Genomic DNA, 22832 nt, shown 5'->3' with positions numbered 1-22832 from the left:
GCGCAGCTTATTACTTGGCGATATTTGCATTGGGAGTTGAAGCAGCCAATACCCACAACAACTTATCTAACCCGCCATTGCGAATAGAAATATCCGCCTGTGCGCGTACCACTGGTTTCGCATGAAATGCCACGCCTAATGCCGCCGCATTCATCATCACCAAATCATTCGCTCCATCACCCATGGCAATAGTTTGGCTGTCAGCAATATCAAACTCGTTAGCCAGTTCTAATAACGTGGCTGCTTTGACTTGGGCATCAACTATATCCCCTTCAACCTTTCCAGTTAATTTGCCATCGACAATGCCTAAACCATTAGCAATGGCAGCATCAAGCTCTAGCCTATCAGCTAGATAGTCGGCGAAATAACTGAATCCACCTGACGCAATGGCAAGCTTCCATTGATGTTGCTTTAAGAATTTAACCAAATTAAAGATCCCTGGCATCAACGGTAATGCACGGCGGACCTGTTGTAATATGTCTTCATTTGCGCCAGCCAGGCACCCTACTCGGCTGCGCAAACTTTCAGCAAAATCTAATTTGCCTTGCATAGCTTGCTCAGTAACGCTGGATACCTCATCGCCCACACCCGCCAGCTTAGCAATTTCGTCAATACACTCAATACTGATCACGGTGCTGTCCATATCCATAAGCAATAAACCAGGTTCATCTAAGCGCGGCGCGCGGGCGAATAAACACATTTCAACGGCGTGCTTGTTCGCGATATTTTCAAGTAGTGGTCGTAAATCTTCTTTGCTACGTCTTTCAACCCGCAAAACTATACCTACGCCAGTTAACGGCACGTTGCGCAACACTTCGTAACACAGCACATTAAGCTTGTCAGAAAATGCCATCGATACGGCAAATACTTTTGCCAAACTTAAACCTTCAGCAAAAATAACTAAACTACTGTGTTCAGTTTCAAGGTTAAAGCCCGTGAGGCTAAGTTTGCTTGGGGTGAAATTATCGTGCGCAATTTTGCTAACGATACGATCATTAATAAAATGAAACTGACTAAATGTAGGATCAGTAATCAACCTTTCGAGAAAAAGGCTAGAAGCAAGTTGTTTCGAGTGCGGGCTAAATTCAAACACATGAATGACCAAAATAATGAATAGGGCTGAATGTTAACAAAGCCCAAGATAAAATCCAGCGCATTCAAAATCTAACTGATTGGTTTATTGACCGAGCATTTACGAATGCCCTCAAGCCCGTAGAAAAATTACTTTGGAGATAACATGCGTTGGCGCTTACCATGACCGCTTAACCCTTCATTATGACTAAAAGTAGTGCTATGCCTGAGCAACACGAAATTAATTTACACCCACTGGGAGTGATTCACACGCCATACCGGCAAAAATTTGCTATTCCCAGACAACCCAACCTTGTGGATGCAGCCTTCGGTGAAATCGTATTTGATAAAGAGTTCGCCGATCCAAATATGTTGCGCGGTATAGAACAGTTCAGCCATTTATGGCTGCTGTTCCAATTTCACAAAACGGTTGAGCAAGGTTGGTCACCAATGGTGCGACCACCGCGCTTAGGCGGAAATAAAAAACAAGGCGTACTCGCCACACGCAGCACATTTAGACCAAACGGTATAGGTATGTCTGTTGTTAAATATGACTCAATACAACATAAAAATGGCCGCCTGAGTTTACGGGTAAAAGGTGTCGATTTACTCGATGGGACGCCCATAATTGACATTAAGCCTTATGTTCCATGGGCTGATAGTATTCCCGATGCAACCGGCGGATTCGCTGACGGAGCGCCTTCCACGATGCCGGTATATTTTGAAACCCAATGTGCAAATCAGTTAGTGCATTGGCAGAGTCGTTACCCACAGCTAACTGCGTTGATAGAACAGGTGTTGGCGCAAGATCCTCGTCCAGCATATAAGGCCAAACAGGACAGTGATGAAGAATATGGCATGAGCCTATTTGACTTGAATATTCGCTGGCGGGTAAATGAGCACGCGAATTACGTGACCAGTATCATTCACAACGCCCAGCGTAAAGATTGTTAAGATTTCCCGTTTAGGGACTTTAGCCTAGCCGGCGTCACTGGTAGAATAGCCGCCGATTAATAACCCAGAACTAATTGAGAAACTCACGCCGATGCGCACAAGCCAATATTTATTATCTACCCAGAAAGAAACACCTGCAGATGCAGAAGTGATCAGTCACCAGCTAATGTTACGTGCAGGCTTGGTTCGCAAGCTCGCGTCCGGACTGTACACCTGGTTACCGACTGGGTTGCGTGTATTGAACAAAGTCGCCCAAATTGTGCGTGAAGAAATGGATCGAGCAGGCTCATTAGAAATATTGATGCCTGTGGTGCAACCAGCTGATTTATGGCAAGAATCTGGTCGTTGGGATGAATATGGCCCTGAACTATTACGTATCAAAGATCGTAACTTCAGAGACTTCGTACTAGGGCCAACACACGAGGAAGTTGTCACGGCTTTAGTTAAAAACGAAGTCAGTAGTTACAAGCAACTGCCGTTAAATGTGTATCAGATTCAAACCAAATTTCGCGATGAAGTACGCCCTCGCTTTGGTGTAATGCGTGGCCGTGAGTTCACTATGAAAGACGCTTACTCGTTTCATTTGAGCGACGAATGTTTAAATAAAACATACGATGATATGTTTGCTGCTTATTGTCGTGTATTCGAGCGTATCAATTTAGAATTTCGCCCAGTAATTGCCGATAATGGCTCGATTGGCGGTAATGCCTCACATGAATTTCACGTATTGGCTGATTCAGGCGAAGATGATATTGCTTTTAGCAACGCCTCTGATTATGCGGCAAATATCGAAAAAGCCGAAGCCCTTGCTCCACAAACGGCTCGCCCAGCACCCAATGCCGAGATAGCAAAAATCGCGACTCCGAATGCTAAAACAATTGAACAAGTCAGCGCGCTATTAAACGTGCCTGCTGAGCAGTCGGTTAAAACCTTAATTGTACTAGGTGAAATTGACGACAAAGGTCAACAAGGTTTAGTGGCACTGGTATTGCGCGGTGACCATCAATTAAATGAATTAAAAGCTGAAAAAATGGACGCTATTTTTGCGCCACTTACGATGGCAAGTGAAGCTCAAATCGAAGACAGCTTAGGTTGTAGCATAGGGTCAATTGGACCTGTAGGGCTAACCATACCTGTTATTGTTGATCGCAGTGCTGCCGTTTTGGCTGACTTCGTATGTGGCGCAAATGAAAATGACGTTCATTATACCGGCGTCAATTGGGAGCGTGATGCTAAAGACTTCCAAGTAGCCGACATTCGCAATGTGCAAGCCGGTGACCCATCACCCGATGGTAAAGGCACCATTGAAATCAAACGTGGTATTGAAGTGGGTCACATTTTCCAACTTGGTGATAAATACTCACAAGCGTTAAATTGCGGTGTGCTTGACGAAAATGGCAAACATCAGGTACTCACTATGGGCTGTTACGGTATAGGTGTATCACGTATCGTGGCTGCCGCTATTGAACAAAACCATGATAAGTACGGCATAATTTGGCCTGACGCTATTGCGCCATTTAAAGTGGCACTTGTTCCTATGAACATGCATAAATCTCAACGCATTCAGCAAATAGCGGAAGATTTATATACCCAGCTTAAAGCTATCGGTGTGGAAGTATTATTCGATGATCGTAAAGAGCGCCCAGGCGTAATGTTCAACGATATGGAATTAATCGGTGTGCCACATACAATTATAATAGGCGAGCGCAACCTTGATGAGCAAAAGGTAGAATATAAAAACCGTCGTAGTGGTGAGAAACAACTAATTGATATACCTAAATTAGTTGAGTTTATCTCCAACTTATAACGTTACAGTTCATTTAATATGCTCTAGCTTAGCTAGCGTATATAACGATAAAAAAAGCGCAATTATTGCGCTTTTTTTATCGGCATAAATTTATATACATGAGCATATTATTAGCGCTTATTGAATAGCCCGTTTAGTGCTAATCTTTAATCAACGAATATCAAAGGTCGCTTACGGGTATATCTGTAGCAGCCGAGAGTTGGGTATATTGATGCAATTAACCTTTTATGGCGTACGTGGCTCAATACCAACGCCGGGTGCCGATTATATTAAGTATGGCGGCAACACAGCCTGTGTGCATGTTGAGTTAAATGACGGTAGCGACATCATCATAGATGCGGGCACCGGCATTCGTGCATTGGGCCAGAAGCTCATCACAAAAAACACAGACATTCATTTGTTACTGACGCATAATCATTGGGATCACATCCAAGGTTTTCCGTTTTTTGCTCCCATTTATCAGCCTCACCGCAATATTTTTATTACACCAGGACAAACTACTCTGGCAGAGCACGACAATATTCTAAAACAAATGAGTGGCAGCTATTTCCCTGTGCCATACGGCACATTACAATCAAATATCACCCTGCTAACGCAACCTGATACGCTGTTACATTGGCAAATTGGCGAAGCACGGATTCAACGGCAAAAAATCAACCATCCAGGCGGAGGCAGCGCCTACTGCATAGAAGCTGACGGTAGCAAAGTGGTTTATATTACCGATAACGAGCTTTACCCCCCATATAAAAAGAATACTGATTTTCTTGATTGGGTAGAATTTGCTCGAGATGCGGATTTAGTTATTCATGATGCGCAATATATGTTAGCTGATATGCCGGCAAAATCAGGTTGGGGACATTCAGTGGCTGAGGAAGCGGTGAAACTGTCAATGGCATGCAGGGCTAAGCGCTTAGCCCTTTATAGTCATGACCATACACGTACCGATGACAACATCGCCTCAGTAGAAGCCCAATGTCAGGAACTGATTGCAATCGCCGAAGCAGAATTGCATTTATTCGCCGCAGCCGAAGGTATGAGCATTGCTTTTTAAGATGAAAGGTAGGACCCAAATACAACATGCATGAACGAAATCAATATGCGCTGCTTTTATCTGGTGGTGGCGCAAGAGCTGCATACCAATTGGGCGTGCTAAAATCTATTAGTACTTTTTTACCTCGTAACCGAGGTATTCCGTTTCCCATAGTTTGCGGAAGCTCAGCTGGAGCAATTAACGCGACGGGGCTTGCTTGTTATGCATCTTGCTATCATTTAGGCATACGTAAACTGGAACACGTATGGAAGAACTTCACCACGCGCCAAGTTTATGGAAGCGGTATACGGGACGTTTATTCTCATTTAGCAAAAAGCTACTTTCAAAGTTTTCAATCGGCTCTCAATCAAAAACATCCCAGTAGTCTGCTTAACAATGAGCCACTGCGTAAACTGATCCGAAAAAAACTCGACTTCAAACGAATTGACAATAACGTTGCCAACGGATATTTGCGAGCGATAAGTATCAGTGCCTCAAGCTATAGTACTCATGACTCTATTAGCTATTTTCAAGGTCACCAAACCATACAACCATGGCACAGACAACAACGCCGAGGAATTAAAACGGCTTTACACAGTGAGCACTTAATGGCGTCATCAGCGATCCCATTGGTCTTTCCTCCGGTAAAGCTCGACGGTGAATTTTTGGGTGATGGCTCAGTACATCAACTTTCGCCCTTGAGTCCTCCAATACACCTTGGAGCAGAAAAGATATTGGTGATTGGTGTGGAACAACCCGAAAGAGCACCGCGTTTTACCGATGTAATTCATTATCCGGGCGGCTTAGAAATTGCCGGACATTTGCTAGACACCATTTTTGCTGACACGTTACGCTCCGATTTAGAGCGTATGCAACGCATTAATCAAACAATTGCTCAACTCACTCCCGCTCAACGTCAGCAAAGTAAGTTAAAGAACATCGATTGCCTAATGATTAATCCTAGCATCACATTTAACGAGATAGCTGCGCGTCATTTTCATCAGATGCCTTCGGGGATTAAATCGTTGCTGCGCATAATGGGTTTACATAACAAAGAGGACTCATCGTTATTGAGTTATCTCATTTTTGAGCGAGAGTATTGTAAAGAATTAATAGAACTGGGCTTCAATGATGGACTAACCAGAGCAGAAGAAATTCGCAGTTTTTTAGCGATATAACCTAACAGGCGCCAACTGCGTAAAGCATTTGAGGCTTAAATAACGTTATAGAATCGTGACCTGCTTATTACAGCCATAATCGGTAAGTTGAGCGAGACTCTTTTCAAAGTTCAACATACCTTGCTGGCGCATTTTACGGAGGTTTCGTGCTAACACCGGCACAAGAGATTTATGCTTGCGGTGTACATAGTGATATCCATAGCGCACCAATGAATCTTGAACTTTGAAAAAATAGGTGTTTTGCTTAGCCTGACAAATAATCTGTTTTCCCTCGATCGTGGTAGCCAAAATAGCGTGTACTAAACCTTGATCGAGTAACTTGCCTAACCCTCTAGCCGACGATACATATTCACAACTCAAGGAAAGCTGCTGGCATATATCAGTAGCTCTTTCAAACCCGACTAACATTGCAATTTTATGCTCTTCATCTATTTTACAAGCCGCTTGCCGCACACAGAAAAAACCCGTTTGACCCACACCAAGAGGCTCTTCTACGCGAATAAGGTTTTTATATCGTCGGCCTATTGAAGCGAAACGGAACGCTTCTGCGTCTAGCTTTCCACTGTTTACCATATTTAAACCGCGCTTAGAGGGAAAGCTAACGAGCATCGGGCTAATATTCAGGCTGGCATACAGATGTTTAAATAGTGCGATCGTTTTTGCTTGGGGCTGCGCGCCATCAACTTCTGCTACGTTAATAGAATAACGCATGGCAGCAGGCGCTGAATTTGGCTTTGCTTGAGTAGATATAAGCAAAGTTAATAAGGACAAAATAAAAGTCAGTGGCATAGCATATTTCTTTTTTCAGCTTTAATCACTTTAGCATGCCACATTAGATTTAGCTTTTTTTTGCTCTGAGACTTTGATCTAAGTGAGCCGCCATACAACAAGCAAAGCAGCGCACTAAACTAACGATTAATCCTTCTGAGCTTCACCGCGTAACTTTAACTGTAAACCTTTTAAGAAGTTACGTAAGAACTGGTCTTGGCACTCGCGGTAATGGCGATTACCGGGTTTACGAAATAATGCACTTAACTCATGCTTGGACAAACGAAAGTCGCTTGAATCCATGATAGCTAGAATATCTTCGGCTTGAAGATTAAGCGCTATCTTAAGCTTCATCAAAATAATATTGTTCGTTAAGACTCGCTCAACAGGAGCGGGCTCCCCTTCTCGCTTGCCACGTTTTAGGTTAATTAAACCGTTTAAAAATAACGCGAACTGCAAATCGGTAATGCGTACAAATTCTGGTTCTTCTTCTTTACGTAACCAACTATGCAACTGAGCAATGGTTGCAGGGTATTCAGCTTGCGCAAACACGTCGAGCATTTGCTTATCGTTAAAATCAAAAATATAGCGAATACGACGCATCACATCGTTATTAATCATGGGTTATTCCTATCAGTGTACTGTGCCCAATGGGATCATTGGGGATTTCAATGGCGCTATCATACCCATGTTGCCGGAAAAGCACGATGAAAAACCGCCTTTGAGCAACAATCAATTAGTCGATAGGCAAATAGATATCAATAATACTGCTTTGTTCATCTACATCCGGAAAGCTTCGTACTCGCTGTATAAATAATGGTTCATCACGCAATTGAGCATTTGCTTGGCGAAACCAGTCCCGATACAAATATTCGATGCTGTATCCCAAATCATTATCGCTGCCAGTATGACGCAAAACCGCACATTTTCCACCGCGAATTTCGCCCTCTTGCACACCATAATCATTCGCCATGAGCGGTGAAAATAACGAGGCAGCCACATCGAATCGATATGCTTGTGGCGCAACGGATTGAGGACCATTGTACAAAATATTGAACGTTTTGCTCACGCTAGGCGGTGACCCAAATTTCTTACGCCACTCAATAAAGCGTGCCACCGTACCCATCAAGGTTTCAGGGGACCCATGGTGGGCTAAGAATGCGATGGCTGTTTGCGGAAAGTCAACGATTTGCACGCTGTCTTTATGATAATGACGGGGGTTTATTATCGCTCGGCGCTTGTTTAGTTCCGGTGTGCGTAACGTTACGTGACCGATGTATTTCTGTGACATAAAAGAAGCAGGTTGAGGGCCAAAAAGTAAATTGGTCTTGGCTTGTGCCAAACAACCTTTACGGTATAACGACGGCGCTAGCCCTAATTGGCGCTTAAACGCGCGACTGAAACTTTGATCATCGTTAAAACCGCAGCTAAGAGCGATATCTATCAATGACAGATGTTGACGAAAAGCCAATTGCCAACAGGCTTTTCTCAGTCTAGATATAAGAATGTACTTGGCCAGACTTTGGCCCGTGTAAAGACAAAAAAGACGCTGGAAATGAAATGTCGAAAAACACGCAATATCTGCTAAATCTGACATGTTCAGTGGGCTGTCTAAATGGGATTGTACATAGCACATAACATCATCTATTCGTGCTAAATGAATATGTTGGTTAATTGATAAGCTTTGCTCTGTCATTTATAAAACACCTTGTTAGTAACAAGCTCAAGCATGTACTAACAAAGCGGAAGATATTTGACGAATTATGCGCATTTTGCGGCTAGCGGAATAAAGTTTGTAGAATTATTTGCCGCGTATCGGCCGGATCGATTACCGCATCAATCTCCAGCACACTTGCTACCTCAGTGGCTTGGCCATTGGCATATTGCTTGGCCACTAGCTTTTCAAATAAAGCTTGGCGAGCCACCATATCGTCTTGAGCTGCGAGTTCTTTGCTAAAGCCCAGTTTAACGGCACCTTCGAGGCCCATACCGCCAAACTCCCCTGTGGGCCAAGACACCATATAATTTGGTTTCATGGTGCTTCCACCAAGCAATGCCTGTGCTCCCAGGCCATAACATTTACGCAGTGCAACAGCCACTAACGGTACATTTAGTTTGGCCCCAGAAGTAAAAAGTTTTGATAATCGACGCACGGCACCAAGCTTTTCGTGAGCCGGACCCACCATAAAACCTGGGGTATCACATAGGCTGAGTAACGGAATGTTAAACGCGCTACACATTTGCATAAACTCGGCTGCTTTTTCACCCGCATCGACATCTATCGCGCCACCAAGTACCTTGCAATCACTCGCTAATACGCCAACTGGTTTGCCTTCTAAGCGAATAAATCCGGTAATAATCGCCCCACCAAATTTACGTTGAAGTTCGGTAAAGCTATTGCTATCCGCCAGTATCGTAATCACTTTTCGTATGTCGTATACGAAACGTCGATCGTCTGGCAATACCTCACGTAACATTGCCTGTTGACTCAATTTCTCCGCGTGTTCAGTTTCTGAATAGGCTAATTCTCCTTGAAAGTATCCCAAGCAACGCCTTGCTAACTCAGAGGCATGAGCCTCATCATCAGCAACAATATCAACCACACCGTTACTTGCCTGAATTTCAATTGGGCCTATATCCTTGGCATTAACTACACCCAAACCACCACCTTCAATCATCGCAGGCCCAGCCATGCCTATCCAAGCGCGTTGAGTGGCAATGCGGATATCAGCCGCACCGAATAAGGCTGCGTTACCAGCAAAGCAATAGCCATTCGCTACGGCAATGCGCGGCACTACGTGATTTAGTTGTGCCCAACTGGAAAATGATGCGCACTGCAGACCAGAGTTAACAACAGTGATATCCGTGTCTCCGGGGCGTCCTCCACCCCCTTCTGTATACATGATGACGGGGAGATTCTGTTGCTCGGCAACAGCCAATATACGATCTAATTTCTGATGATGGAAAAAACCTTGAGTACCCGCTAAGACACTGTAATCGTTAATAACGATAGCGGTTTTAAAGCGAGTCGATGGGTCTATTGGGCTTTCGAATTGTTGTTTATTTTGAGCAATATCGCTATTAACTAACCCAACACCTGTAATAATACCATCGGCAGCGGTTGCGCTTTTTAGCTCTTGGTAATCACGTCTTTGGCGCTGGGCGGCAACGGCAAATTGACCGTATTCCATAAAACTATTGGCATCACACAATTGAGTTAGATTCTGCCTAGCACTGCGATATCCCAAAGCTTGGCCGTTTCGTTAGCTGCTGGCTCCTGTGTTCATCTAAAGTGAGTGCTTGGCGAGTATGGAATGCTATTAACGCACTTTCAACATTGGACATAACACTATTGGAGTCCTGTGATAAATCGTCTTCTGCGGGATCAGCTATCTCTATTAATGGCTGTCCAGTTTCTACTTCATCATCAAGCCCCACTCGTAGAAATGTAATTACCCCTGACTTTGGTGCGACTATCGGTAAATCCGTACCCATAAGATGCAATGTCATTAACAATTGACCTTGTGTGATCGTTTGTCCTTGATTGACCTGAATAGCGGAAACAACGGCGATGGAACTTGCTGTAATGATGTAAGGATCAGACATAATATTTCTTCGATGTAATGTGATGGATTAAATACGTGGTTAAATCGTATACATATGATTGTTGTAAAACCTTAATGGCCTTCAAGTAGGTAGCGCTCAGCCCGCTCAACCCGTCTTGGTTTACCCACTATGACTAATACGTCCCCAGACTTTAAAATAGTCTCAGGTAGTGGACTTTCTATCTCTATATTGTCCCGGCGCAAACCTTTTATTTTTATACCAGAACTTTGAATATCTAATTCGAGCAGTGATTTTTGTGCCGCAAAGGCATTAGGCGCGATAACAACTGCATGCATAAACTCTAATTTATCTTGCTTGGCATAACTCAATTCCGTGGTTTCACCTGGGAAAAAACCGTGCATATTACCGTAATGACCCTTTCGTTCTTTTCGTACACGCTTTAAAATCCGCGACATTGGGATACCAGATAAATGCAGCACTTGCGATACCAGCATTAAACTCCCTTCGAGTATCTCAGGAACAACCTGACTGGCGCCTGCGCTATATAACTCGCTCATGCGATAATCTTTACGAGTACGTACAACAATGGGTAAATCTGGATACAAACTAGAGATTAACTGTATAACAGCCATCGCCTTGTTGTGTTCATCAAACGTGATTAAGACTAATTTCGCTCTTTCTATTCCAACCGCTTTAAGAATATCCTTGTGACGTACATCACCGAAATATACTGGCTGACCTGCACTTTGACTTTCTTGCACCCGCCCCGGATCGGCATCGACAACCAAATAAGGTATGGCTTCACTTTTCAATAAGCGGCTAACTGATTGTCCCACTCGGCCGAATCCCATAATAATGACATGATCATGTATCAGTTGATGCCTTGCGCTTATCGCCTCATTTGGCTCAAACTTAGGCGTTGGTTCATTGACGATACGCCGAGCAAAATCTGAACTTTTAGTTACCAACCATGGTGTCATTGCCATACTCAATATACCGATACTTAAAATAAGCGAACCCACTTGAGTCGACAAAATTCCGTGATCAACTGCCAATGCTGCGATAACAAAACTAAATTCTCCCATTTGGCATAGCTTAAAACCCGCAGCCCAGGCGTCTTCTTTGGGCACCCCAAATAATCCACCTGCGATGCGAATAAGAATAACCTTAATCAATAACATACCGACTAAGCCAATTAATGCCCAATGCCACTGCGCTAATAAATCGGGGATATTGAGTCGCATACCTATGGTGATGAAAAACAACCCCATCAGAATATCTCGAAACGGCCTGATATCAGCCTCTAACTGATATTTATATTGGCTCTCCCCCAGCATCATACCCGCTAAAAACGCACCTAACGCCATAGACAAACCAAAGGAATACGTAAGACCTGCAGCCATTAACGCGACTAAAATCGTCGTTAATACAAATAACTCATCAGTACGAGTTTGCGCTACTTCGGTAAAGACTCTTGGTAATATCCACTTACCTACAGACATAAGTATCAATACCACCATGACGCCTTTGATGATCGACAATCCAATCGCGACACTAAGACTTTGCCCACCATCTATTGCTAGTAATGGCACTACAATTAATAAGGGGACGACCGCTAGATCCTGAAATAACAAAATACTGACAGCCATTTGCGCACGCGTAGTGTTCAAAATCCCCATATCGTTTGTTTGTTTAATCACGATTGCTGTAGAAGATAACGCAACGATACTGCCAACAATAATCGCCGCTGATAGCCCTAAGCCTAACATTAAGCTAATGCCCATAAATACCAGAGTGGTTAGCAACATTTGCCCCACCCCAACACCAAACACCATTTGCCGCATAGCTATCATCTTCGGGAGTGAAAACTCTAATCCAAGAGAAAAAAGCAGAAATACAATTCCCAGCTCGGCAAAGGTTTGCATGTCTTCAGGGTGTTCAAATAAAGCAAGTAAATCAGGACCAGCGAGAATGCCGCAAAACAGGTAGGCCAAAATAGGCGGCAAGTTTATGCGCTTAAACAACCAGACACTGACAACTGCCACTGCCATTAAAATTACGATATTTGCAAAAATCCCATGCATTACAAGGGTTACCGCCTCTCGTGTGATCTATTTTAATCTTTGGGCACGAATACTGCTTATATCGCTCAGCAATCGTAATCAGTGCTATTTCTAGCGATTTCGCCAATTTTTTGGCAGGAGTATATAGTGGAACAACTTAATCAACTTTATGAGCAACATGTAGGCGAAAATGTATTTAATCCGGCTCATTATGCCCCCGTATTAAATCAACATGAGCTCAGTACTTTCTTCCAAAAATGGTTAACCACTATTGATCTCGCGATTCTTGGCGAACTTTTTTTTGAACAACTGGAAAATACGTTACCCCTGTGTGGTTTAAAAATCCAGTGCAATCACAGTGACTTTTGCTTCGGTTTACGGAGCAACAATCGATATAACAAGCGCTTAGCGGTAATCCAACACGATGAACAAGTCGCTATGATCCATTACACGTTTACCCGCACGCTAGTCGCCCGTGAATGGCAAATATTACAGCAATTACACATTCTTTTTCAAAACCCCCTAAAAAATGGTCTTGAGTACGAGCGGATAAAATTGGCCGCCACTCGAGACAACCTAACATCCTTAGGAAATCGCAGTAGTTTTGACGACACCATGCATCGTTTGTTTAGCCACGCAAAACGTCAACCGAGTCAGTTTGCTTTGTTAGTCATAGACTTGAATAAATTTAAACAAGTGAATGACCAATACGGTCACTCTCAAGGCGATAAAATACTTGTGGCTTGCGCCGATACTATTTCATGTTGCTTACGAGATACTGATTTCGCATTTCGTTTTGGCGGAGACGAATTTTGCTGTTTATTGACGGATACAAGTATTGATTCTTGCCAACAAATAACCGAGCGCATTCAACAAGCGTTCAAAGAGCAAGACCTATTAGCGCAACATGGGGTCAGTTGCAGCATCGGCAGCGCCATTTATCAAAGCGATGACACAGAACATTGCCTTTTTATGCGCGCTGACGCCGCTATGTACCGTAATAAAAATTAAGTCATCTCGCCTCTCTTATTGACTATGCTTACTATTAGTAAGCGTTGTGGGTCAATGGCACAAGTTGACAATGTGAATAGTTATCTATATTCGAAAATTGATTGAGCTTATTCATCGTTCATTATAACGTGCTGCATAGACGGTAATGATTTACGTGTATTAATAGATGGATTTAGTGTGATAAAAATACCTCCTCAGCTACCAGTCAGTGAGCTAAATATATTAGTCATTGATGGCCAAACACTGGTCCAAGATACCATTAAGTCTGCCTTTATGGAGATGGGCATCGAAAATGTACGCTGCGCCCAGAACGCTTTTTATGCCCTGCGACTATGTGAGCATATTAAATTCGATATCATATTAGTGGCCTTTGATGTACGTAGCGACAAAGATGGATTCAATCTATTGGAGGAAATGCGTTTTAAAGGATTCATTGCTAAAACCACCAGCGTGATATTTCTTAGCGCCGATACTTCAGCAGGATTAGTCAACTGCGTTATTGAATTGCAACCTGACGATTTTTGGGTAAAACCCTTAGACAAATCCCGTGTTACTCAGCGCATCAGCCATATATTAAAAATAAAAAATCGCCTTTACCGCTTAAATTATTGCTTTGATCAAGAGGAATACCCTAGCGCAATTTACCTTGCCGAGCGCCAATTAGAAGATGAGTCGCTAACGCAGTATCATCCACAGATCAACCGTATGATTGGTCGATGTTTATTTAGTTTACTTGAATACGCAGACGCTGAAATCTTCTACCGTAAATTGCTGGAAAAATACGACTATGGATGGGTTGCGGTAGGACTCGCCAGAACACTACTTAAACAAAATAAATTACCAGAAGCACGTGCGTTAACCGACGAACTACTTGAACGTGATGACACGCGCTTTGCAACTTATGACGCCTTAACTGAATTCTATATTAACAGTGAGAATTATGAAAAAGGTTATGAACTGATAAAAGAAGCCAGCAAGTTGGCCCCACGTAATATAGAGCGCCACCGAAAAGCATGGGATCTCGCTAGGCTCAATCATGATCCCATGGGGCAATATTTAGCCACTCAAAATATGGCTAAGTATGCTAAAAATTCAATTCATGATCGCCCAGAATTAAGTCTAAATGTCATTCGGGCAGGAATAGATTTAGCCGCAACCGTATCGGAAACCCAAGCAAAGAATTTATTGGCTGAAATAGAACGAAAGCTATCTGTAATTGAACAAGAATATGCCCACGTCAATGATTTCAAGAGTCAACTTACCGTTATTCATGCGCGTTTATTGAGTCTGCGTGACAATAAAAAACAAGCTGAAGAGCTTATGCTGAGCCAGACTCAGGTGAACAGCTGGCATTCTCTTGAAGATAATTTGGATAAAGTAAAAGCGTTACATGAAATTGGACAGCGCGAAGAAGCAATAGTCATTCTAGACCGTCTAAAAGAGCAGGTTGAAGGTAATTCATTTGCCAGCCAAGTTATGGCTGAATATATAGATCAGGAACGAAACGAGCGTAACGAAATCCATCACACACCTAAAGAATTAGCTGAAATGGCGTCAGTACATTATAAAAACAAACGTTTTTCGCCTGCATACAAATTACTTACGCAAGCGTTACAACTCTCACCTAAAAACCCAAATATAGGCTTGAGTTTACTCAAAGTGCTGGCCAGATTAGCGCAAGACGACGGGTTAGACGAAGAGCAGCAAAGCGGACTAAAACATTGTAGAGCGTTATTAAAAACGGCCGAACTGAGTGTTCAACAAAAGCTCAAGCAAGCCCAATATATTGAAAGCATTAACCAAGGTCATTCCCCTCGCTCTTAATCAGCTGTATTTTATGCGATGAGCGCGCGCATTCAACTCCGTTAGTCAGGTCTTAGACTCACACCATACATGTGGCTAGCCGAATTGACTGACTAGCTTAATGTTTATCAAAAAAGTCCTTATTACGAATATATTTATGCATGTAGTGATAAGAAATTGGCGAAATAAGCCAACTTGTTAATGTTTTGTATAGACGCACAGAGGGGCGAATATTTTCATAAATACGCTCATTATGTAACCATAAATTCCGACCCACATGAACGAAAATCCCCGGTAAAGGCGGCAAAAAGGTAATTATATCTAAGTCGCAACAGATTCGATAAGTTCTGCGATGAAGAAGGTAATGCCTGTTAAAACTGCGAAACCCTGTCGATGGTTGACCAAAAGTTACTACGCGTCTAACGGGTGCATCAAAGCGGCGCTCCAACCAATCCGCTGTCAATATTGCCATGGCACCACCGGATGAATGTCCTGTCAAACTAACCCGTTTGCCATTGGCGATAAGAGGCGTCAATACACGTTCTATTTGCTGATAGATACTCAGAGCTTCGTCTGATTGCTCTGCGCCTGGGACTTTTTGATTAAGTAATCGATCGTAACCATAGTGAACATAGTAAACTGTTTTATCAAAGCGTTTACGTTTGGGGAAAAAACACAGATTTGCAAACCAATCACTTAATATCTGCGAACCACGGAACACCACAATCACTTCTTTTTTCTTGTCTTGCCACAATATACGCGCAAGCACATGACCTCGACGATTTTTAATCGCCACATGGCCATCTTCCGAAAAGCCAAGGGCAACATGATCGAAGCATTTTGGATAGGACAATTTACACAATACTGCGTAGCGTTCGTATTGATAACGTTTAAGTTTTTTCAATTATCGGTGAGTGTTTTAGCTAGTCAATGCTTGCAGGCTACCCATATTTTATGACACTCACGTGACTGAAACACATAACAGTCTATTTATATGCTACTGAGATCTATTCGGGGTTTGATTGGTACTGTATGTAATAAGATAAGACTGGCTCATCACATTTTTTCGTATGTTCTACACTGACGGTTTTGCTTGGATGAAACGTCCCTTTTATTAACAAACCAATAACGCTAGTTTGCTGACAAATAATAGCAATACTGCTGCGCTCCCATGGTGGAATTCGCCAATACTTAAACCACTGCTTTAACGGTTTAGAATGGTGCGCATCGTGCGGAGTGAAACGCCGAGAAAAGCCACCAAACTCTACACTAACGGGATATTGCTCAATATTGTCAACTGGCAGAACATTCCGTTGCTTGCTACTGGCTTTGTGTGAACAAAGACTCAATACTCCCAACATATTAGGCAGCCCAACCGGTAATGATAACGCCAATGGTCGTACATCTGGGGTTATCTCTTGTGCCAATGGAATAACATATAGGCCATCTTCAAAACGTCTAAATTGCCAATCTTGCCAACGAATAACAGGGTTAGCATCATCTGCAGCGGCCAATAGTTCACTTGATAATTGCATGAGTATCGCCTGACTCGGACTAATGATATTTCTTTCATCTAACCACATACGCACCACTTGAATACGCCACGATTCGCTTAACGCTAATAACCCTTTCACAGATAAAATATGCTTTTGGATGCGCAGATTATCTAGTTTTTCAAGGGTAACTTCATCTAACAGTGATTGCTGCTGAGCACATAGGCGCGCACTGCGTGATACAGATTTAGCAAAGTGAGGCCAACGCTGCATCAACACAGGGCTTATATCGTGCCGAATAAAATTACGCTCAAAATCGGTATTTTTATTTGAATCATCTTCATGCCAGCGTAAATGATGCTCTTGTGCGTATGCATGAATTTTTGCTTGACTAATATCCAGCAATGGCCTGAAAAAATGAACTTGTTGATAACTATTTATTGGTTTAGTGCGAGAAAAGTACTCGGCCATACCGCTTAGCCCTTTAGGACCTGCACCGCGCTTTAACTGCAGTAAGACTGTTTCTAACTGATCATCTTGATGCTGCGCTAACATAACAACGCTGTTCTGAGGCGCAAGTTCCACTAATTTAGCATACCGTACTTGTCTAGCTTGAGCTTCAAGACCTTTTCCGATTGATAAATCAACGGTTACCTTAGCAGTCTGAAAATCAACACCCAGAGCCGCACACACGTCAGCACAATGCTGTTGCCAAATACTGGCGTTAACACTGAGTCCATGATGTATATAGATCGCACTTAACTCAAATTCATGCCGTTCGCGTAATTGCCACAATGCATGCAAAAGTACGTGTGAGTCTATTCCTGCGCTGTAGGCAACGACGATTCTTGAAGGAGACGAATGATAACGGGATAGCGTTGAAAGTTGCTGTTGTAAGTGAAGAAGTAAAGACATGTCAACCAGCGGTACGTAATTCAGCGTTAGCTCGATAGCAAGGAGCTAAAGAGCTATACGCCAACTGCCTGAGTGCTCAGGCAGTGATTTTTTATTAACAGTAACCGAAAGACATCAGTCTCTCGTAACGTTGATCAAGCAACTCTTCAACCGATAAGCTCTTTAATTGAGCTAACTGTTGCTTAAGAGTGGCCTTTAGATTAGCCGCAGCAATATCGTGATCACGATGGGCGCCGCCCAATGGCTCCTCAACGATGCTGTTGATCAAGCCTAACTCTTTAATCTGTCCTGCCGCTACGCCCATTGCTTCTGCCGCTTGGGGTGCTTTCTCGGCGCTTTTCCAAAGAATAGACGCGCACCCCTCTGGAGAGATAACCGAATAGGTACTGTATTGCAGCATGTTCACGCGGTCTCCCACGCCTATGGCCAACGCCCCACCTGAACCACCTTCACCAATAACAGTGCAGATGATAGGTACTTTTAGGCCGGACATTACCTTTAGGTTTCGCGCAATAGCTTCACTTTGTCCGCGTTCTTCTGCGCCAACACCTGGGTATGCCCCTGGGGTATCAATAAAGGTAATAATCGGTAAATTAAAACGCTCAGCCATTTCCATTAAGCGCAGGGCTTTACGATAACCTTCTGGCTTAGGCATACCGAAATTACGTTTAATCTTTTCTTTTGTATCCCGACCTTTTTGATGACCAATAACCATAATCGGTTGCTCATCTAAAAAGGCTAATCCACCGATGATTGCCTTATCATCAGCGAAAGCACGATCACCCGCCAATTCATCGAATTCGCTGAAGATACGAGGGATATAATCTAACGTATAAGGACGCATTGGATGACGAGCAAGTTGTGATACCTGCCATGCACCCAGATCTGCGAAGACCTTCTTGCTCATTTCAGCGCTTTTCTCGCGCAGTTTTGTGATTTCTTCTTCGATACTAATATCGAATTCACCGCCTTGATTAACCAAACGCAATCCTTCAATCTTTGCTTCAAGATCGGCGATTGGTTTTTCGAAATCCAAAAAGTTCAAGCTCATTCCACACCCAATTTGTTTATTCGTGAACAGATTTTGTATCTGCCAAAATCAATGAAACACCAGCTCTACGTGCTCTTTACCGAACTGCTGCTGTAATTCAAATAATAGCTGATCCTCAGGAGTAACATACCACTGAGCACCTAACGCCAAAGTAACTTCTGCGTCCGGATGCACAACATTGGCTTGTACCGGACAGCTGCCGCCTTGATAAGGCGCTAATATTGCTTGCAGTTTAGCGAGAGTTGACGCATTACACCAGCTCGAATCAAACTGCATACTTAACCATTTGGCGTTCTTTTCTCTTGCCTGAACTATGTCCATGACATCTCGAGCGCCTATTGTATTGCCCCCAGAAAATTCATCAAAGCTGACCTGTCCACTTACAACCAATATTCGATCAGATTGCAGTATTTCTTCGTATTGTTCAAACAGATCGGGGAAAAATCGTACATCTATCCTAGCACTTTTATCATCTAAGGTAACAATACCCCATCGTCGACCACGTTTATTCGTCATAACGCGCACGCTGAGGACTAATCCTACCGCGTACGAAATCTGATCTTTGTTAGTTGGCTTAAGGTCAACTAAGCGCCCAGTGCAGTAATGCTTTATCTCTTGTGCATACTGATTAATTGGATGCCCAGTTAAATACAAACCTAAGGTAACTTTCTCACCGTCTAGCCACACTTTCTCAGGCCATTGTGGCACTTTAGCAAACGCTTGCTCTACCTGTTCAGGCTCAGTCGTCAACAAGCCAAACATATCGCTCTGGCCATGAGATTCGGCTTTTGCATGTTGATCAGCGGCAGCTATAGCCTCTGGTAAAGTTGCCATAATTGACGCTCGATGAGGACCAAGAGAGTCTAATGCCCCTGCGTATACAAGTTTTTCAAGCACGCGTTTATTAATACGTTTTGTATCTACTTTGGCACAAAAATCGAATAAGTCTGTAAATTGTTTATGTTTTTCTCTGGCTTCAATAATAGCAGCAATAGGCCCCTCGCCCACACCTTTGATAGCACCGATACCATATACAATGCGCCCTTCACTATCGACGGTAAATTTATAACTACCAGCGTTTACATCAGGTGGTAGTAGGGTAATACCCATTCGCTGACATTCATCTACCAAGGTCACAATTTTATCTGTGTTGTCCATATCAGCAGACATAACCGCCGCCATAAATTCAGCGGGATAATGGGTCTTTAACCATAATGTTTGGTACGAGACCAAGGCGTATGCTGCCGAGTGAGATTTATTGAACCCGTAACCGGCAAATTTTTCCACCAAATCGAAGATTTTTATCGCCAATTCTGGATCTATATTATTGTCTTTTGCGCCAGTTTCAAACGACTCACGTTGTTTAGCCATTTCCTCAGGCTTCTTCTTACCCATAGCTCGGCGCAGTAAATCAGCGCCACCTAGGCTGTATCCAGACATAACTTGGGCTATTTGCATAACCTGCTCTTGATACAAAATAATGCCGTAAGTCGGTTCCAGAATTTCTTTTAAACATTCATGTTGATAAGTCGCATCAGGGTAGGAAATAGCTTCTCGCCCATGCTTACGATCAATAAAGTTATCAACCATGCCTGATTGCAATGGACCAGGTCTAAACAAGGCTACCAATGCGATAATATCTTCAAAGGAATCTGGTCGTAAGCGCTTAATTAAGTCTTTCATACCACGAGATTCCAGCTGAAATACAGCCGTCGTTTCGGAACGTTGCAACAACTTGAAGCACTTTTTATCGTCGGTCGGAATGGTCGTGATATCGATATCAACGCCTCGTCCGCTCGATATCATATCGATAGCCCACTGAATAATGGTCAGTGTGCGCAGACCCAAAAAGTCAAACTTGACCAAGCCTGCGGTTTCAACGTCATTCTTATCGAATTGTGTAACCGGATTTTTACCCTCATCATCACAATAAAGGGGAGCAAAATCGGTAATTTTGTCTGGCGCAATAACAACACCACCCGCATGTTTACCAGCATTACGTGTAACACCTTCGAGAATTCGCGCCATATCAATAAGATCTTTGACCTCTTCATCGTAGGCGTATAGCTCGGGTAATCTCGGCTCTTCTTCAAAAGCCTTGGTAAGGGTCATGCCGGGCGTAGGCGGGATCAACTTAGAAATTCGATCAACGAATCCATAAGGGTGACCCAATACACGGCCAACATCGCGCACTACAGCTTTGGCTGCCATCGTACCAAAGGTGATAATCTGAGATACCGCATCGCGCCCATACAATTCGGCAACGTGATCAATTACTTCGTCGCGTCTATCCATACAGAAATCCACATCGAAATCTGGCATCGATACCCGTTCGGGATTTAAGAAACGTTCAAAGAGTAAATCAAACTCCAGCGGATCCAGATCTGTAATACTTAGTGCATAAGCTACCAATGAACCAGCACCAGAACCACGACCGGGGCCAACAGGAATTCCGTTATCTTTACTCCACTGAATAAACTCCATAACAATCAAGAAATAACCAGGAAATCCCATTTGATTGATAACTACAAGCTCAATTTTTAAACGCTCATCATATTCCGGACGTTTAGCAATTCGCTCGTCTTCGTCAGGAAATAAAAATGCGAGACGTTTTTCTAAGCCTTCTTCAGATACCTTTACCAAGAAATCAGCGATCGACATATCCCCAGTGGGGAAATCGGGCAAGAAGTACGTACCCAGTAATACCGAAACATTACAGCGTTTGGCTATTTCGACTGTGTTCTCTATAGCTTGAGGGATGTCAGCGAACAGCTCACACATTTCCTCACTGGAACGCATGTATTGTTGTTCGCTGTATAATTTAGGACGACGGGGATCATTTAATGTAAAGCCATCATGGATCGCGACTCGGATTTCGTGTGCATCAAAGTTTTCGGCAGAAAGAAAGCATACTTCATTGGTGGCAACGACAGGTAAGTCATGTTCAGTTGCCCAGTTAACCGCGCGGTGAATATAATCTTCTTCACCTAATCGTCCCGTGCGGGTCAATTCCAAATAGAAACGGTCAGGGAAATACTGCTGATAAAACTGGGTTGTTTTCTCAGCGAGGGCGACATTTCCTTTGGTGAGGTATACACCCAAATCGCCCATACGCCCCCCAGAAAGAACAATTACCCCCTCACAGTGCTCTATTAACCATTCTTGGTCGATTACCGCCCTGTCTTGCACACTGCCCCGTAAATAGGCTTTGGATATGAGCAAGGTTATATTCTTGTAGCCTTTATTATTCGCCGCCAACAGTGTTAATCGAAAAACATGACCTTCGAGTGCATCGGATTGCACCCAAAAATCTGTTCCAATAATGGGTTTAATACCGTTTGAATGTGCTTGTTCATAAAACTTAACCAAGCCGCACATGTTCATCTGGTCGGTGAGTGCAACCGCAGGCATATTCAAGGATTTTACATGAGAAATCAGAGGTTTGACTTTATTCAAACCATCCAGCATTGAATAGTCACTGTGGACTCTTAGATGTACGAATTTACAATCAGACATTTAGTTTCCCGCCAATTGCCCGTCGCGTTGCAACAACGATTGCTGCACGGGTTTAAAGCTCATTCGATATTGCGCTAAAGGACCAAATTCAGCGAGCTTTTCTAAATGGGCTTTTGTAGGATAGCCCTTATGTTGAGCAAAGCCATATTCAGGATATAGCTGATCAAGCTCAGTCATTTCTGCGTCTCTGGTAACTTTGGCAATAATCGAAGCAGCCGATATTTCGGCATGCAAACTATCACCTTTCACTACAGCTTCACATGGATAGTCCCATATTGGACAGCGATTTCCATCAACTCGAACAAAACTAGGGCGCATACTTAGGCCTTTAACTGCGCGAGTCATGGCAAGCATAGTGGCGTGCAAAATATTAAGTTCGTCAATTTCTTTTGGTGATGCTCTGCCCACGCTAACCGCTAAAGCATTTTGCATAATTAAATCAAACAACACTAAACGCTTTTTTTCAGATAATTTCTTGGAGTCGGCTAAACCAATGATAGGTTTGCTAGGATCTAAAATAACGGCAGCAGTTACCACATCCCCCACGAGGGGACCACGGCCGACTTCATCGACCCCTGCGATTAACGATGTCATTTAAATGCTCT

Annotated in this window: 16 protein-coding genes and 1 pseudogene; 6 read left to right on the top strand and 11 right to left on the bottom strand. The window is 43.3% G+C overall.

Features of this window, described 5'->3' with window-relative positions:
• Positions 1–10: 10 nt before the first annotated feature.
• On the bottom strand, positions 11–1093 hold the full coding sequence (gene serB / locus GQR89_RS05705) for a phosphoserine phosphatase SerB (RefSeq protein ID WP_158769169.1): 1083 nt from the start codon (positions 1091–1093) through the stop codon (positions 11–13).
• 200 nt (positions 1094–1293) lie between these two features.
• On the opposite strand from serB, the gene tsaA reads away from it, so the two are divergent.
• The 4 genes from tsaA to GQR89_RS05685 all read left to right on the top strand — a co-directional run bounded on the left by tsaA (position 1294) and on the right by GQR89_RS05685 (position 6040).
• On the top strand, positions 1294–2025 hold the full coding sequence (gene tsaA, locus GQR89_RS05700; protein ID WP_370461025.1) for a tRNA (N6-threonylcarbamoyladenosine(37)-N6)-methyltransferase TrmO: 732 nt from the start codon (positions 1294–1296) through the stop codon (positions 2023–2025).
• A gap of 91 nt (positions 2026–2116) precedes the next feature.
• Complete coding sequence (locus GQR89_RS05695; RefSeq protein WP_158769167.1) at positions 2117–3832, top strand: proline--tRNA ligase; 1716 nt, start codon at positions 2117–2119, stop codon at positions 3830–3832.
• A gap of 211 nt (positions 3833–4043) precedes the next feature.
• Positions 4044–4883 (top strand): MBL fold metallo-hydrolase, encoded by an 840-nt coding sequence (locus GQR89_RS05690; RefSeq protein WP_158769166.1) that lies wholly within the window; start codon positions 4044–4046, stop codon positions 4881–4883.
• 26 nt (positions 4884–4909) lie between these two features.
• Positions 4910–6040 carry a patatin-like phospholipase family protein gene (locus tag GQR89_RS05685; RefSeq protein WP_158769165.1) on the top strand — a complete coding sequence of 377 codons (1131 nt, stop codon included), beginning with the start codon at positions 4910–4912 and terminating at the stop codon, positions 6038–6040.
• A 45-nt stretch (positions 6041–6085) separates the two neighbouring features.
• On the opposite strand, the gene GQR89_RS05680 is transcribed toward GQR89_RS05685, so the two are convergent.
• From GQR89_RS05680 to GQR89_RS05660, 5 genes and pseudogenes are all read right to left on the bottom strand, one after another.
• On the bottom strand, positions 6086–6829 hold the full coding sequence (locus tag GQR89_RS05680) for a hypothetical protein (RefSeq protein ID WP_158769164.1): 744 nt from the start codon (positions 6827–6829) through the stop codon (positions 6086–6088).
• Positions 6830–6955: 126 nt separating this feature from the next.
• Positions 6956–7429, bottom strand: a complete 474-nt coding sequence (locus GQR89_RS05675; protein WP_158769163.1) for a DUF1456 family protein — start codon at positions 7427–7429, stop codon at positions 6956–6958.
• A 115-nt stretch (positions 7430–7544) separates the two neighbouring features.
• Complete coding sequence (locus tag GQR89_RS05670; RefSeq protein ID WP_158769162.1) at positions 7545–8504, bottom strand: GyrI-like domain-containing protein; 960 nt, start codon at positions 8502–8504, stop codon at positions 7545–7547.
• An 82-nt stretch (positions 8505–8586) separates the two neighbouring features.
• Positions 8587–10414 (bottom strand): annotated as a pseudogene (locus tag GQR89_RS05665) (carboxyl transferase domain-containing protein).
• A gap of 71 nt (positions 10415–10485) precedes the next feature.
• Positions 10486–12459 carry a cation:proton antiporter gene (locus GQR89_RS05660; RefSeq protein WP_158769161.1) on the bottom strand — a complete coding sequence of 658 codons (1974 nt, stop codon included), beginning with the start codon at positions 12457–12459 and terminating at the stop codon, positions 10486–10488.
• A 126-nt stretch (positions 12460–12585) separates the two neighbouring features.
• Here GQR89_RS05660 and GQR89_RS05655 point away from each other — a divergent pair, with 126 nt between their 5' ends.
• Complete coding sequence (locus GQR89_RS05655) at positions 12586–13449, top strand: GGDEF domain-containing protein (RefSeq protein ID WP_158769160.1); 864 nt, start codon at positions 12586–12588, stop codon at positions 13447–13449.
• 177 nt (positions 13450–13626) lie between these two features.
• Positions 13627–15273, top strand: a complete 1647-nt coding sequence (locus GQR89_RS05650) for a response regulator (protein ID WP_233269088.1) — start codon at positions 13627–13629, stop codon at positions 15271–15273.
• A 97-nt stretch (positions 15274–15370) separates the two neighbouring features.
• Here the strand turns inward: GQR89_RS05650 and GQR89_RS05645 are convergent, their stop codons facing one another.
• The 5 genes from GQR89_RS05645 to rnhB all read right to left on the bottom strand — a co-directional run bounded on the left by GQR89_RS05645 (position 15371) and on the right by rnhB (position 22821).
• Complete coding sequence (locus GQR89_RS05645; protein WP_158769159.1) at positions 15371–16156, bottom strand: lipase; 786 nt, start codon at positions 16154–16156, stop codon at positions 15371–15373.
• A 103-nt stretch (positions 16157–16259) separates the two neighbouring features.
• Positions 16260–17660 (bottom strand): tRNA lysidine(34) synthetase TilS, encoded by a 1401-nt coding sequence (gene tilS, locus GQR89_RS05640; protein ID WP_158769158.1) that lies wholly within the window; start codon positions 17658–17660, stop codon positions 16260–16262.
• Between the two features lie 94 nt (positions 17661–17754).
• Positions 17755–18711, bottom strand: a complete 957-nt coding sequence (gene accA / locus GQR89_RS05635) for an acetyl-CoA carboxylase carboxyl transferase subunit alpha (RefSeq protein ID WP_158769157.1) — start codon at positions 18709–18711, stop codon at positions 17755–17757.
• Positions 18712–18759: 48 nt separating this feature from the next.
• Entirely contained in the window at positions 18760–22227 is a 3468-nt protein-coding gene (gene dnaE / locus GQR89_RS05630; RefSeq protein WP_158769156.1) for a DNA polymerase III subunit alpha, read from the bottom strand.
• Entirely contained in the window at positions 22228–22821 is a 594-nt protein-coding gene (gene rnhB, locus GQR89_RS05625; protein WP_158769155.1) for a ribonuclease HII, read from the bottom strand.
• Positions 22822–22832: the final 11 nt, after the last annotated feature.

It is taken from the genome of Paraglaciecola sp. L1A13 (assembly GCF_009796745.1).
In the GTDB taxonomy this organism is placed as follows: domain Bacteria; phylum Pseudomonadota; class Gammaproteobacteria; order Enterobacterales; family Alteromonadaceae; genus Paraglaciecola.
Note: the sequence above shows the minus strand (reverse complement) of the source record. Positions and strands in the feature narration are given on the sequence as shown.

Coding starts and splice junctions, on each gene's coding strand:
- GQR89_RS05670 (WP_158769162.1), bottom strand. CDS start 8,504: ATGACAGAGCAAAGCTTATCAATTAACCAACATATTCATTTAGCACGA.
- GQR89_RS05660 (WP_158769161.1), bottom strand. CDS start 12,459: ATGCATGGGATTTTTGCAAATATCGTAATTTTAATGGCAGTGGCAGTT.
- GQR89_RS05690 (WP_158769166.1), top strand. CDS start 4,044: ATGCAATTAACCTTTTATGGCGTACGTGGCTCAATACCAACGCCGGGT.
- dnaE (WP_158769156.1), bottom strand. CDS start 22,227: ATGTCTGATTGTAAATTCGTACATCTAAGAGTCCACAGTGACTATTCA.
- accA (WP_158769157.1), bottom strand. CDS start 18,711: ATGAGCTTGAACTTTTTGGATTTCGAAAAACCAATCGCCGATCTTGAA.
- GQR89_RS05695 (WP_158769167.1), top strand. CDS start 2,117: ATGCGCACAAGCCAATATTTATTATCTACCCAGAAAGAAACACCTGCA.
- GQR89_RS05680 (WP_158769164.1), bottom strand. CDS start 6,829: ATGCCACTGACTTTTATTTTGTCCTTATTAACTTTGCTTATATCTACT.
- tilS (WP_158769158.1), bottom strand. CDS start 17,660: ATGTCTTTACTTCTTCACTTACAACAGCAACTTTCAACGCTATCCCGT.
- GQR89_RS05675 (WP_158769163.1), bottom strand. CDS start 7,429: ATGATTAATAACGATGTGATGCGTCGTATTCGCTATATTTTTGATTTT.
- GQR89_RS05685 (WP_158769165.1), top strand. CDS start 4,910: ATGCATGAACGAAATCAATATGCGCTGCTTTTATCTGGTGGTGGCGCA.
- rnhB (WP_158769155.1), bottom strand. CDS start 22,821: ATGACATCGTTAATCGCAGGGGTCGATGAAGTCGGCCGTGGTCCCCTC.
- tsaA (WP_370461025.1), top strand. CDS start 1,294: ATGCCTGAGCAACACGAAATTAATTTACACCCACTGGGAGTGATTCAC.